Raw genomic sequence first — 12359 nt, 5'->3', positions numbered from 1 at the left:
GGCGTCCGCTCACAGGTGCTCGCCCCGCCACCTGCTCTGCTCGGCCTCCGACGCCTCCTGCTCCGCCAGCGCCACCTGCCGGGTCCGGCGCCGGCGCGGGCCGTCGACCATCGTCTGCGCTCCGGTGGAGGCGACGCAGACCAGCGCCAGCAGCCCCACCGCGGCCAGTTCCGGCACCCCGCTGGACAGCGGCCCGAGCGCCGCGAGCAGCACTACCGTCGCCAGCGGCACCCACCGCACCTCGCCCCACGCCCGCCACCCCAGCCCGGCCAGGCCGAGCAGGTAGACGGCCACCCCGCCGTGCAGCACCAGCACCCAGAAGCCGCCCAGCGGCTCCCCCCAGGCCGGGGTGCTCGGGTCCGCACCCTCGGCCAGCAGGTCCTTGAGCCCCAGGGCGACGAAGATGATCCCGGCGATCAGCGGCAGGTGCAGGGAGGTGTAGGCGTCCCGGGCGAGGCGTGCCCGCGCGGCGGGTTCCCGGGTCCCGTGCAGCGCCTGCTCCAACGCCAGAGCGAGAGTGTCGAAGTAGGCCCACCACAGCGCCGAGATGACCGCGATGCCGAGCACGGCGGTCGGCGGCGGGCCAGGTCGGGCCACTCCACCCAGCCGAGGACCGCCAGCTGCGACATCCGGACAACGAAGTAGCAACCGGCGAAGATGAGCGGGCCGTTCAACCCGCCCGGCCGGTCCACGAACGCCGTGGGCATGCTCAGCGCGAGCAGGAAGGTGGCGGCCAGGGTGACGAAGCCGATCAGCGGCAGCACGCCCCGGTCGGTGCGGACCGCGTTGCCGACCGTGGCGAACCCGGTCCAGCACCACCAGAGCAGCGACAGCACCAGCAGGCAGCCGATCAGGGTGGCAACCGACGGCCGGCTCGACGTCACCGTGGTGACGGTGAGGAAGGCGAACACGAAGACGACGTCGTAGTACAGCTCGAGCCGGGTGGTCCGGGAGCCGGGCGCGCCGGGGCTGACCCCGCGCGACCAGCGTTGGCCTCCACCCCGGCCGGGCAGGCCCGCCGGGCTCAGGCGATGACCGTCGCCTCCCGCCACTGCGGACGGCCGGCCCGGTCCAGGTCGTAGCGGACCGCGGCGAGCCGACCCACCGCCTCGACCAGGTCGGCGGCGGGCAGGGTGAAGGGCAGCCGCAGGAAGCGTTCCAGCGTCCCGTCCAGGCCGAACCGGGGGCCGGGCGCCAGGCGTACGCCGACCTCCTCGGCGGCCCGGGCCAGCGCGCTGGAGATCGGACCGTCCAGCTCGGCCCAGAGGGTGACTCCGCCGTGCGGCGCGGTGACCCGCCAGTCGGGCAGGCGCTGCGCGAGCGCGTCGAGCAGGGCGTCGCGCTGCGCGGCGAGCTGGGCCCGGCGGGCGGCGACGATGGTCGGCGCCTCGGCGAGCAGGTGCACCGCGACCAACTGGTCCAACACCGGGCTGGCCATGTCGACGCCGACCCGGGCCGCGGCCAGTCGCTGCACCTGCGGCGCGGAGGCGCGTACCCAGCCGATCCGCAGCCCACCCCAGTACGGCTTGCTCATCCCGCCGATGCTGATCACCCGGCTGTGCCGGTCGAAGGTGGCCGCCGGCGGGGGCAGCTCGGTGCCGTCCAGCGGGAGATCCACGAACGACTCGTCGACGACCAGGTCGGTGCCGGCGGTGTGGGCGGCGGCGACCACCCGCTCGCGCAGCTCGGCCGACATCAGGTGACCGGTCGGGTTCTGGAAGTCGGGGATCAGGTAGGCCAGCTTGGGCCGGACCTGGCGGATGCTGCCCAGCAGCAGGTCGGCGTCCCAGCCGGCCCCGTCGACGGCCAGCCCGTGGGTGGTGATCCGGGCCCGCCGGGCGGCCAGGGCGGCCAGCGCGTTCGGATAGGTCGGGGACTCCACCAGCACGCTGCCGCCGGGCGCCAGCGCCAGCCGGAGCACCAGGTCCAGCGCGTGCTGGGTACCGCTGGTCACCATGATCTGCTCGGCGCTGGTGGGCAGCCCCCGGGCGGTGTACGACTGGGCGACCGCCTCACGCAGCTCGATGATCCCGGTCGGGTGGTAGCCGGCGCCGCCGAGATAGCGGGGCAGGTCCTCCGCGGCGGCGCGGGCGGCCGGCACCAGCTGCGGCGGGGCGGCCAGCGCGGCGACGCCCAGGTCGATCATGTCGCGGTCGTCCAGCGGGGTCCACAGCCCGGTGCTGGCCACCCGGTGGGTGCCGGGCAGCATGGTCCAGCTACCCGCCCCGCGCCGGCTGGCCAGGTGCCCGGTCTCGCGGAGCTGCCGGTACGCGGCGGTGACCGTGGTCCGGCTGATCCGCAGCGCCTCGGCCAGCTCCCGCTCGGCCGGCAGGCGTACCCCGAGGGGGAGCCGGCCGTCGGCGAGCAGGCCGCGGACCGCGGCGGCGAGCGCGGCGTAGTCCGGGCTGCGCCGGCGGCCCGGCAGCGCGTGCCACTGCCCCAGCAGCCGAGCCAATTGGGCCCCCCGAACCTGGCTGGTCACGGCCACCCCTCCCAAATTGGCTCTTCTCTCGCCACGATTGGCACCTAGGGTGGCATGCATGGCAGCGATTGGCAATCTGCGGCACCGGCCGGTCCGGCGGCTCACCCAGCTCTACGTCGGGCTGGTCCTCTACGGCGTCAGCATGGCGCTGATGATCCGCTCCGGCCTCGGGCTGAACCCGTGGGACGTCTTCCACCAGGGCCTGTCCCGACAGACCGGCATCTCGGTCGGCACGGCCAGCATCCTGGTCGGCGCGGTGGTGCTGCTGCTCTGGATCCCGCTGCGGCAGCGGCCCGGGCTCGGCACGGTCAGCAACGTGGTGGTGATCGGCCTGGCCGTGGACGCCACCGTGGCGCTGCTCCCGGCGGACCTGCCGCTGCCGGCGCGGATCGGCCTGCTGGTCACCGGAATCGTCGCCAACGGCGTCGCGACCGGTCTCTACCTCGGCGCCGACCTCGGCCCCGGCCCGCGCGACGGCCTGATGACCGGGCTGGTCGCCCGGCGCCCGGGCAGTTCGGTCCGGCTGGTCCGCACCGGCATCGAGGTGACCGTGCTGGCCCTGGGCTGGCTGCTCGGCGGCACGGCGGGCATCGGCACCGTCGCGTACGCCCTCGCCATCGGTCCGCTGGCCCAGTTGTTCACCCCGCTGTTCACCGTCCCGCCCCGGTCCACCCCAGACACCCCGGTGGCCACCCTCGCTGAGCTGCGCTGACGTCACGCCGGGAAAGTAGGTGTTTCCTCCGCCGACCCCGCCGGGCATCATTCGTGCATGGGGGAGAGCGGATGGCGCTGGAATGACGCCTGGATCTTCGTGTCACTGGTGATCGCGAGCGGCGCCGGAAGGCACCGCCGCGCGGCGGACACCCGGCGCCCGGAGGGCGTCCGGCTGACCGACGTCCTCTCCACCGCGGAGCACCTCAACCAGGCGATCCCGGAGCGGGAGGACGTCGAGGCGGCGGTCCGCCGGCTGGCCGGCGCCGGCCTGGTCAGCGTCTCCGACGGCTGGTTCCGGATCACCCCCGACGGCGAGCGGCTCTGGCGCACCCGGCCGAGCGCGGGCGTGGGGACCACCGTGGACACCGTGCAGGGCGTACTGGTCCGGCGGCACACCCCCGGTAGCGCCGAGTGGCACCTGCCCGAGGAGGACCACGCCGCCGCCGTCCAGGAGTACATCGTCCGGTCGATCCCGGCCCCGCGCCGCTCGCCTGAGGGGCGGACCGGCCGCTGAGTCGCCCGGCCGGCGCGGCGGGCGAGCCCAGGGCCGGCGCGCACAGCGGCGCGAGGCGCGCCGGACGACGGGTCGGCGGCCCGTGGTGGTGGACGGTGCCGGCCGATCGCGCGGGCGGCTGGCGACGCGGGTCGGTGGACAGACGCGCGCGGCACCGGAGGACAACACCCCCGGAAGTGATATGCCTGTCAGGCATATTTATGCCTGACAGGCATATCACTCACGGACCAGATGCCCGACGGGGAGCGACAGGCCGGACGGTCAGGAACACCGCCCCCACAGGGGGGAAACGGCGCCCGGTCAGCGGGTGGGGTGGCCGGCGGCGCGCAGCGCGTCCTTGACCTCGCCGACGGTCAGCTCGCCGAAGTGGAAGACGCTCGCCGCGAGCACCGCGTCGGCGCCCGCGCCGATGGCCGGCGGGAAGTGCGCCACCTCGCCGGCGCCGCCGCTGGCCACCACCGGCACGTCCACCACGGCGCGGACCGCCTGGATCAGCGCCAGGTCGAAACCGGCCTTGGTGCCGTCGGCGTCCATCGAGTTGAGCAGGATCTCCCCCGCCCCCAGCTCGGCGCCGCGCCGCGCCCACTCGACCGCGTCCAGGCCGGTGCCCCGGCGGCCGCCGTGGGTGGTCACCTCGAACCCGCTGGGCGTGGTGCCCGCCGGAGCCCGGCGCACGTCCAGCGAGAGCACCAGCACCTGCCGGCCGAACCGGTCGGCGATCTCGGCGATCAGCTCGGGGCGGGCGATCGCGGCGGTGTTCACCCCGACCTTGTCCGCGCCGGCCCGCAGCAGCGTGTCGACGTCGGCGACCTGCCGTACGCCACCGCCCACGGTCAGCGGAATGAAGACCGACTCCGCCGTGCGCCGGACCACGTCGAGCATGGTCCCCCGGTCGCTGGAGGAGGCGGTGACGTCGAGGAAGGTCAACTCGTCCGCGCCGGCCCGGTCGTACGCCGCGGCCAGCTCCACCGGGTCGCCGGCGTCGCGCAGGTCGAGGAAGTTGACCCCCTTGACCACCCGCCCGGCGTCCACGTCCAGACACGGAATCACCCGTACCGCCACCGTCATGTGGCGAGCCTATCCAACGGGCACGCGGCGGTGACCGACCTGTGAGGCCGGCCACCGCCGCGCGTCGGATCGGGACTCACACCCGGACGAGCATCTTGCCCAGGTTCTCGCCGCGCAGCAGGCCGAGGAACGCCTCGGGGGCGTTCTCGATGCCGTCGACGATCGTCTCGTCGTACGTGAGCTTGCCGTCGCGCAGCCAGCCGGAGACGTCCCGCACGAACTGCTCGCGCAGGTTGCCGTGGTCATTGACGAGGAAGCCGCGCAGGGTGAGCCGCTTGCCGATGACCATCGCCAGGTTGCGCGGGGCGGCCGGCGGCTCGGTGTCGTTGTACTGCGCGATCATGCCGCAGATGGCGGCCCGGCCGTGCAGGTTCATCGCCGAGATCGCCGCCTCCAGGTGGTCGCCGCCGACGTTGTCGAAGTAGACGTCGATGCCGTTGGGGGCGGCCGCCCTGAGCGAGTCGCGTACCGGGCCGTCGTGGTAGTCGAAGGCGGCGTCGAAGCCGAGCGCCTTGAGCCGCTCGACCTTGGCCGCCGAGCCGGCGCTGCCGACCACGTGCCCGGCGCCCTTGAGCTTGGCGATCTGGCCGACCAGGCTGCCGACCGAACCGGCGGCGGCGGAGACGAAGACGCTCTCCCCCGGCTTCAGCCCGGCCACGTCGAGCAGCCCGGCGTACGCGGTCAGACCGGTCATGCCGAGCACGCTCAGGTACGCGCTCACCGGCGCGATCGTCGGGTCGACCGGGCGGGCGGCCTTGGCGTCGAGCAGCGCGTACTCCCGCCAGCCGAGGCCGTGCAGCACGGTGTCGCCGACCTTGACGCCGTCGGCCTCGCTGGCCACGACCTCGCCGACCGCGCCGCCGTCGAGCGGCGCCCCGAGCTGGAACGGCGGGACGTACGACTTCACGTCGTTCATCCGCCCCCGCATGTACGGGTCGACCGACATGAACTGGTTGCGGACCACGATCTGGCCCGGGCCGGGCGTCGGCACCTCGGTCTGCACGAGGCGGAAGTTGTCGGCGGTCGGCCAGCCCTGGGGGCGGGAGGCCAGGTGGATCTCGCGGTTGGTGCTCACGGTGTCGTCCTTTCGTACGCGGGGGGGAAGGGCCGGGCGGCGCTCAGGCCGCGGCGGCCTCGCGGACGGCGAGGGCGACCTCGATGTTGCCGCGGGTCGCGTTCGAGTACGGGCAGACCTGGTGGGCCTGCGCGACCAGCTGCTCGGCGGCGGCGCGCTCGACGGCGGGCAGGTCGACCAGGAGGGCGACGGTCAGCCCGAAGCCGCCGCTGCCGTTCGGGCCGATGCCGACCTCGGCCTCGACCACCGAACCGGAGACGTCGGCCTTGGCCCGGCGGGCGACCAGGCGCAGCGCCGAGTGGAAGCAGGCCGCGTAGCCTGCGGCGAAGAGCTGCTCGGGGTTCGCCGCGCCACCGGCGCCGCCCATCTCCTTCGGGACCGCCAGGTCCAGCTCGACGGTGCCGTCGGAGGTGCGGACGTGGCCGTCGCGGCCGTCGCCGCTGGCGAGGGCGGACGCGGTGTAGAGCACCTGCATGGTCACTGCTCCTTCTGTCGGTGGATCGTCTCGGTGACCCGGGTGAGGGTGTCGCGCAGGGCGATCAGCTCGGCCTCGGTGAGGCCGGTGGCGCGGGCGACCTGCAGCGGCACCTCGTCCATCCGCTGCCGCAGGGCCCGACCGTCGGCGGTGAGCCCCACCTCCACCCGTCGCTCGTCGCGCGCCGACCGGGACCGGACCACCAGGCCCGCCGCCTCCAACCGCTTGAGCAGCGGGGAGAGCGTGCCGGAGTCCAGCCGCAGCTCGGCGCCGAGTTCGGAGACCGTGGGGGCGTCCTCGCGCTCCCAGAGCACCAGCAGCACCAGGTACTGCGGGTAGGTCAGGCCGACCTCGTCGAGGATGGGCCGGTAGACGTCGGTGAGGGCGCGCGACGCGGCGTAGAGCGCGAAGCACACCTGTCGACGTAGCACCAGATCATCGGTCACCGGGAAACCGTAGCCCACGATTGAGTTGCGCACAACCGATCTGGCCAGGATGTGGCCCCGACCACCCGGTCGCCCGGGCGGGGCGGCCGGGCTCAGCGGTCGCCGAGCCAGGCCTCCAGCTCCACCTCGACCAGCTGGTTGGGGTCGAGCAGGCCGGCCACCACCACCATCGTCGCCGCCGGACGGACGGCCCCGAACACCGCGTTGTGCGCCCGGCCCACCTCGTCGGCGTAGCTCCGGTCGGTCACGTACATCCGGGTCCGGACCACGTCGCCCGGCTCGGCGCCCACCTCGGCGAGCGCGTCCAGCCCGATCCGCAGCGCCTGCGCGGTCTGCGCCGCGGCGTCCCCGACGTGCGTCACCCGACCGTCCACGGTCGACGTGCATCCCGCCGTCCACGCCAGGTCGCCCGCCCGGACCACCCGGGCGTAGCCGTAGACGGCCTCCCACGGGCCGCCCGAGCCCAACCGGGTGACGGTCACGCGGCGGCCAGCGTTTCCAGCGCCTGGGCCACGGTGAACGCACCGGCGTAGAGCGCCTTGCCGGCGATCACGCCCTCCACCCCGATCGGCTCCAGGGTGGCCAGCGCCCGCAGGTCGTCCAGGGTGGACACGCCGCCGGAGGCGATCACCGGGGCGGCGGTACGCGCGCAGACCTCGCGCAGCAGGTCCAGGTTCGGCCCGCGCATGGTGCCGTCCTTGGTGATGTCGGTCACCACGTACCGGGCGGCGCCCGCCTTGTCCAGCCGCTCCAGCACCTCCCACAGGTCACCGCCGTCGCGGGTCCAGCCCCGGGCGGAGAGGGTACGACCACGCACGTCCAGCCCGATCGCGACGCGGTCGCCGTACTCGCCGCAGACCCGGTCGCACCACTGCGGGTCCTCCAGCGCGGCGGTGCCGATGTTCACCCGGGCCGCCCCGGTGCCCAGCGCCGCCTGCAACGACTCGTCGTCCCGGATGCCGCCGGAGAGCTCCACCTTCACGTCGAGCTGCCGCACCACCTCGGCGAGCAGGTGCGCGTTGGAGCCCCGACCGAACGCCGCGTCCAGGTCGACCAGGTGGATCCACTCGGCGCCGTCGGCCTGCCAGGCCAGCGCGGCCTCCAGCGGGTCGCCGTACGCGGTCTCGCTGCCGGCGGCGCCCTGCACGAGCCGGACGGCCTGGCCGTCGGCGACGTCCACGGCGGGCAAAAGGGTGAGGCTCAATTTCTCTCTCCTCGCATCAGATCCGACGGTCCAGCGCGATCACGACGATCGCCGGCAGGACCAGCAGCAGCAGGACGACCAGCACCAGGCGCAACGCCAGATCGTCGACGAACGTCCAGATCCCGAACAGCGCGGCCAGGCTCAGGCCGACGATCGCGGCCCGCTCCCCCCGGCTGCGGCGGCCCAGCCGGCCGGTGCGACCCCGCCGCCACTGCGGCGTCAGCCGGCGTACCAGCGTGCGGGTGCGCTGCCGGCGGGCCAGCCGGCGCTGGCGCACGACGCGTTCCCGGGCGGCCTCGGCCTCCCGGACGGCGCGGCGGCGGGCCCGCTCCTTGCTCACTGGTTCACCTCAGTTCGCGACTGCGGGGCTCGCAAACCCGGCTCACTCCTCGCGCTCACGCCGTGCCCCGCGGTGCCCCGGCGGCCGACGTGCCCCGCGCCGGGCCGGCCGGCTCAGCCAACTCAGCCAACCGTGGCCAGCCAGTTGCGCAGGAGGGCGGCACCGGTGTCCGCCGACTTCTCCGGGTGGAACTGGGCGGCCGACAGCGCGCCCCGCTCCACCGCGGCGACGAAGTCGGTGCCGTGGTGGGCGGTGGTGACCATGGCCCCGGCGGCGGCCAGCCCGGCGACGTCGTTCACCCCGTACGAGTGGACGAAGTAGAACCGGCTGTCGGCGGGCAGCCCGGCGAAGAGCACCGAGCCGGCCGGCGCGTCGACCGTGTTCCAGCCCATGTGCGGCAGCCGGTCGGCGGGCAGTTTCGTCACCCCGCCGGGCAGCAGCCCGAGCCCCTTGGTGACCACGCCGTGCTCGTCGCCGTGCTCGAAGAGCACCTGCATGCCGACGCAGATGCCCAGCACCGGCCGGCCGGCCACGACTCGCTCGGCGATCACCGGACCGGCGCCCAGCGCCTCGATCCCGGCCATGCAGGCGGCGAAGGCGCCCACGCCCGGCACCACCAGGCCGTCCGCCTCGGCGGCGGCGGCCAGGTCGTCGGTGACGGTCACCTCGGCGCCGGCGCGCTCCAGCGCGCGCTCGGCCGAACGCAGGTTGCCCGAGCCGTAGTCCAGCACCACGATCCGCGTCATCAGCCCTCCCCGGGAAGCAGCCAGAGCACCCCACCGACGGTGGCGAGCGTGGCCAGCAGCGCCATGATGACCACGGCGCCGCGCGGCGCGCCCTGCTTGTGCAACGACCACGTCCCGCCGACCAGCACACCGGCCAGGATCAGCAGCAGCGTCGGCAGCACCGGCCCCATCAGAGCTCTCCGTCATTCGCGACTGCGGGGCTCCGCTGCGCTGCACTCCTCGCGCTCATCAGAGCGCACCCTTCGTGCTGGGCACCACGCCGGCCGAGCGCGGGTCGACCGCGGTGGCCTCGCGCAGTGCCCGGGAGACCGCCTTGAACTGCGCCTCCACCACGTGGTGGGCGTCCGGGTGGCCGCCGGGGCGGGCCGCCCGCAGCACGTCCACGTGCAGCGTGATCCGGGCCGACTGGCCGAAGGACTCCCAGATGTGCCGGGTCATGCTGGTGGGGTAGACCGGGCCGATGTACGGCGCAAGCGCCGGCTCGTCGTGCAGCACGTACGGGCGGCCGGAGAGGTCGACGGCGGCGCGGACGAGGACCTCGTCCATCGGCACGGTGGCCGAGCCGTACCGCCGGATGCCGGCCTTGTCCCCCAGCGCCTGGTCGAAGGCGGCGCCCAGGGCCAGCGCGGTGTCCTCCATCGTGTGGTGGGCGTCGATCTCCAGGTCGCCGACGGTACGCACGGTGAGGTCGAAGCCGCCGTGCCGGGCGATCTGGTGCAGCATGTGGTCGTAGAAGCCGACGCCGGTGCTGATCTCGGCCTGGCCGGTGCCGTCGAGGTCGATCTCGACCAGCACCTTGGTCTCCTTGGTGATCCGCTCCACCCGGGCGGTGCGACTCATGTCAGCGTCTCCATAGCGGTGAGAAAGGCGTCGGTCTCGGCCGGGGTGCCGGCGGTGACCCGCAGCCAGCCGGGCAGGCCGACGTCGCGGACCAGCACGCCCGCGTCGAGCAGGGCACGCCAGGCGACCGCCTGGTCGCCGGCCACCTCGAAGAGCACGAAGTTGGCGTCGCTGTCGGCGACCCGGTGGCCCCGGGCGCGCAGCTCGGCGACGATCCGGTCGCGCTGGGCCTTGATCGCGTCGACGGTGCCGAGCAGGGCGTCGCGGTGCGCCAGCGCCGCCCGGGCGGCGGCCTGGGTGAGCGCCGAGAGGTGGTACGGCAGCCGGACCAGCTGCACGGCGGCCACCACCGCCGGGTCGGCGGCCAGGTAGCCCAGCCGGCCGCCGGCGAAGCCGAACGCCTTGCTCATCGTCCGGGTGACCACCAGCCGCGGGTGACCGGGCAGCACGGCCAGCGCGCTCACCGTGCCGGGGCGGGCGAACTCGGCGTACGCCTCGTCGACCACCACCATGCCGGGGGCGGCGTCGAGCACCGCGGCGACCACCGCCGGGTCCAGCGCGGTGCCGGTGGGGTTGTTCGGCGAGCAGAGGAAGACCAGGTCCGGCCGGTGCTGGCGCACCTGGGCCACCGCGTCGTCGACGGTCAGCCCGAAGTCGGCGCCCCGGACCCCCGGCACCCAGCCGGTGCCGGTGCCCAGCGCCAGCAGCGGGTGCATCGAGTACGCCGGGGTGAAGCCGAGCGCGGTGCGACCGGGGCCACCGAACGCCTGGAGCAGCTGCTGCTGGATCTCGTTGGAACCGTTGGCCGCCCAGACCTGCTCGACGGTGAGCCCGTGGCCGAGGTACGCCGCCAGGTCGGCGCGGAGCGCCACCGCGTCCCGGTCCGGGTACCGGTTGAGGTCGCGCAGCTCCGCCGCGAGGGCCTTGCCGATCGCCTCGACCACCGGCTCGGGCACCGGGTACGAGTTCTCGTTGGTGTTCAGCCGCACCGCCACGTCGAGCTGCGGCGCCCCGTACGGCCGCAGGCCCCGCAGGTCGTCGCGGAGCGGCAGGTCGTTCAGGGTGCTCACGCCGGCCCCCCGGGGAAACGGGCCGCGACGGCCTGGCCGTGCGCCGGCAGGTCCTCCACGTTGGCCAGGGTCACCACGTGCGGGGCCACCTCGCGCAGCGCGTCCTCGGTGTACTCCACCAGGTGGATGCCGCGCAGGAAGGACTGCACCGACAGCCCCGAGGAGTGCCGGGCGCAGCCGCCGGTGGGCAGCACGTGGTTGGAGCCGGCGCAGTAGTCGCCGAGCGACACCGGCGACCAGGCACCGACGAAGATCGCCCCGGCGTTGCGGACCCGCATCGCCCACGCGCGGGCGTCCACGGTCTGGATCTCCAGGTGCTCGGCCGCGTACGCGTCGACCACCCGCAGCCCGGCGTCGAGGTCGTCCACGAGGACCACGCCGCTCTGCTCGCCACTGAGCGCGGTGGTGACCCGCTCGGCGTGCTTGGTGGCCGGCACCTGCCGGGCCAGCTCCCGCTCGACCGCCTCGGCCAGTTCGACCGACGGGGTGACCAGCACGCTGGCGGCGAGGGGGTCGTGCTCGGCCTGGCTGATCAGGTCGGCGGCGACGTGCGCCGGGTCGGCGGTGTCGTCGGCCAGGATGGCGATCTCGGTCGGGCCGGCCTCGGCGTCGATGCCGACCACGCCGCGCAGCAGCCGCTTGGCGGCGGTGACCCAGATGTTGCCCGGACCGGTGATCATGTCGACCGGGTCGCAGTGCGCGCTGCCCTCGGCGTCGACCGCCGCGCCGTACGCCAGCATCGCCACCGCCTGGGCGCCGCCGACGGCGTACACCTCGTCGACGCCGAGCAGCGCGCAGGCGGCCAGCACCCGCGCGTCGGGCAGGCCGCCGTTGTCCTGCTGCGGCGGGCTGACCACCACCAGCGAGCGCACCCCGGCCGCCTGGGCGGGGACCACGTTCATCACCACGGTCGACGGGTACATCGCCAGGCCGCCGGGGACGTAGAGGCCCACCCGGTCGACCGGCACCCAGCGCTCGGTCACCGTGCCGCCGGCGACGACCCGGGTGGTGTGGTCGGTGCGCCGCTGGTCGGCGTGCACCCGGCGGGCGCGCGCGATCGACTCCAGCAGCGCGGCGCGCACCTGCGGGTCGAGCGTCCCCTCGGCCTCGGCGATCGCCTCGGCCGGCACCCGCAGCACCGCCGGGGAGACCCCGTCGAACCGCTCGCTGGCCTCCCGGATCGCCGAATACCCATGCTCCCGGACCGCCTCCACGAGCGGGCGGATCCGCTCGACGGCCACGGAGACGTCGAGCTGGGCACGGGGCAGCAGGCGGCGCGGGTCACGGACACCGCCGCGCAGGTCGATCCGATTCAACACCCTTGCGAGTCTAGGCGGCCTCGGCGGGATCTTTCCGCGCCGCCCGTACCGCGGGAGGCGTGAGCC

The 12359-nt window shown here is 74.6% G+C and carries 16 protein-coding genes and 1 pseudogene; 2 read left to right on the top strand and 15 right to left on the bottom strand.

Features of this window, described 5'->3' with window-relative positions; all coding sequences use genetic code 11:
- Positions 1 to 9 precede the first annotated feature (9 nt).
- The 3 genes and pseudogenes from KBX37_RS35880 to KBX37_RS05090 all read right to left on the bottom strand — a co-directional run bounded on the left by KBX37_RS35880 (position 10) and on the right by KBX37_RS05090 (position 2482).
- Complete coding sequence (locus tag KBX37_RS35880) at positions 10 to 597, bottom strand: low temperature requirement protein A (protein WP_374103660.1); 588 nt, start codon at positions 595 to 597, stop codon at positions 10 to 12.
- 36 nt (positions 598 to 633) lie between these two features.
- Positions 634 to 911, bottom strand: a pseudogene (locus KBX37_RS35875) (low temperature requirement protein A); the annotation flags it as partial.
- Positions 912 to 1024: 113 nt separating this feature from the next.
- Positions 1025 to 2482 (bottom strand): PLP-dependent aminotransferase family protein, encoded by a 1458-nt coding sequence (locus KBX37_RS05090; RefSeq protein WP_210774759.1) that lies wholly within the window; start codon positions 2480 to 2482, stop codon positions 1025 to 1027.
- Positions 2483 to 2540: 58 nt separating this feature from the next.
- Here KBX37_RS05090 and KBX37_RS05085 point away from each other — a divergent pair, with 58 nt between their 5' ends.
- Together KBX37_RS05085 and KBX37_RS05080 are read left to right on the top strand one after the other, a co-directional pair.
- Complete coding sequence (locus tag KBX37_RS05085; protein ID WP_210774758.1) at positions 2541 to 3194, top strand: YitT family protein; 654 nt, start codon at positions 2541 to 2543, stop codon at positions 3192 to 3194.
- A 57-nt stretch (positions 3195 to 3251) separates the two neighbouring features.
- Positions 3252 to 3710 (top strand): hypothetical protein, encoded by a 459-nt coding sequence (locus tag KBX37_RS05080; protein WP_154943830.1) that lies wholly within the window; start codon positions 3252 to 3254, stop codon positions 3708 to 3710.
- A 300-nt stretch (positions 3711 to 4010) separates the two neighbouring features.
- Here KBX37_RS05080 and hisF read toward each other — a convergent pair whose 3' ends face one another.
- The 12 genes from hisF to hisD form a co-directional block, all read right to left on the bottom strand.
- Positions 4011 to 4778: an imidazole glycerol phosphate synthase subunit HisF gene (gene hisF, locus KBX37_RS05075; RefSeq protein WP_210774757.1), complete on the bottom strand. Its 768-nt coding sequence runs from the start codon at positions 4776 to 4778 to the stop codon at positions 4011 to 4013.
- Positions 4779 to 4854: 76 nt separating this feature from the next.
- A complete protein-coding gene (locus KBX37_RS05070; RefSeq protein ID WP_210774756.1) occupies positions 4855 to 5853 on the bottom strand; it encodes an NADP-dependent oxidoreductase in 999 nt (332 codons plus the stop codon).
- A gap of 43 nt (positions 5854 to 5896) precedes the next feature.
- Positions 5897 to 6328, bottom strand: coding sequence for an organic hydroperoxide resistance protein (locus KBX37_RS05065; protein ID WP_210774793.1), 432 nt, complete (start codon positions 6326 to 6328; stop codon positions 5897 to 5899).
- Between the two features lie 2 nt (positions 6329 to 6330).
- Entirely contained in the window at positions 6331 to 6774 is a 444-nt protein-coding gene (locus tag KBX37_RS05060) for a MarR family winged helix-turn-helix transcriptional regulator (protein ID WP_210774755.1), read from the bottom strand.
- Between the two features lie 92 nt (positions 6775 to 6866).
- Positions 6867 to 7256 (bottom strand): RidA family protein, encoded by a 390-nt coding sequence (locus KBX37_RS05055; RefSeq protein WP_210774754.1) that lies wholly within the window; start codon positions 7254 to 7256, stop codon positions 6867 to 6869.
- A complete protein-coding gene (gene priA / locus KBX37_RS05050; RefSeq protein WP_210774753.1) occupies positions 7253 to 7978 on the bottom strand; it encodes a bifunctional 1-(5-phosphoribosyl)-5-((5-phosphoribosylamino)methylideneamino)imidazole-4-carboxamide isomerase/phosphoribosylanthranilate isomerase PriA in 726 nt (241 codons plus the stop codon). The genes KBX37_RS05055 and priA overlap by 4 nt, the downstream gene beginning before the upstream one ends.
- Before the next feature lie 16 nt (positions 7979 to 7994).
- Positions 7995 to 8318, bottom strand: coding sequence for a hypothetical protein (locus tag KBX37_RS05045; protein ID WP_154943842.1), 324 nt, complete (start codon positions 8316 to 8318; stop codon positions 7995 to 7997).
- 122 nt (positions 8319 to 8440) lie between these two features.
- On the bottom strand, positions 8441 to 9064 hold the full coding sequence (hisH, locus tag KBX37_RS05040) for an imidazole glycerol phosphate synthase subunit HisH (protein ID WP_210774752.1): 624 nt from the start codon (positions 9062 to 9064) through the stop codon (positions 8441 to 8443).
- Positions 9064 to 9234, bottom strand: a complete 171-nt coding sequence (locus KBX37_RS05035) for a hypothetical protein (protein ID WP_170285505.1) — start codon at positions 9232 to 9234, stop codon at positions 9064 to 9066. Before KBX37_RS05035 ends, hisH begins: the two co-directional genes overlap by 1 nt.
- Before the next feature lie 58 nt (positions 9235 to 9292).
- Positions 9293 to 9904 carry an imidazoleglycerol-phosphate dehydratase HisB gene (gene hisB / locus KBX37_RS05030; RefSeq protein ID WP_210774751.1) on the bottom strand — a complete coding sequence of 204 codons (612 nt, stop codon included), beginning with the start codon at positions 9902 to 9904 and terminating at the stop codon, positions 9293 to 9295.
- Complete coding sequence (locus KBX37_RS05025) at positions 9901 to 10974, bottom strand: histidinol-phosphate transaminase (RefSeq protein ID WP_210774750.1); 1074 nt, start codon at positions 10972 to 10974, stop codon at positions 9901 to 9903. Before KBX37_RS05025 ends, hisB begins: the two co-directional genes overlap by 4 nt.
- Positions 10971 to 12293: a histidinol dehydrogenase gene (gene hisD, locus KBX37_RS05020; protein ID WP_210774749.1), complete on the bottom strand. Its 1323-nt coding sequence runs from the start codon at positions 12291 to 12293 to the stop codon at positions 10971 to 10973. The genes KBX37_RS05025 and hisD overlap by 4 nt, the downstream gene beginning before the upstream one ends.
- Positions 12294 to 12359: the final 66 nt, after the last annotated feature.

Origin of the sequence: Micromonospora sp. U56 (assembly GCF_018070095.1) — a bacterium.
GTDB classification, from domain to species: domain Bacteria; phylum Actinomycetota; class Actinomycetes; order Mycobacteriales; family Micromonosporaceae; genus Micromonospora; species Micromonospora purpureochromogenes.
Note: the sequence above shows the minus strand (reverse complement) of the source record. Positions and strands in the feature narration are given on the sequence as shown.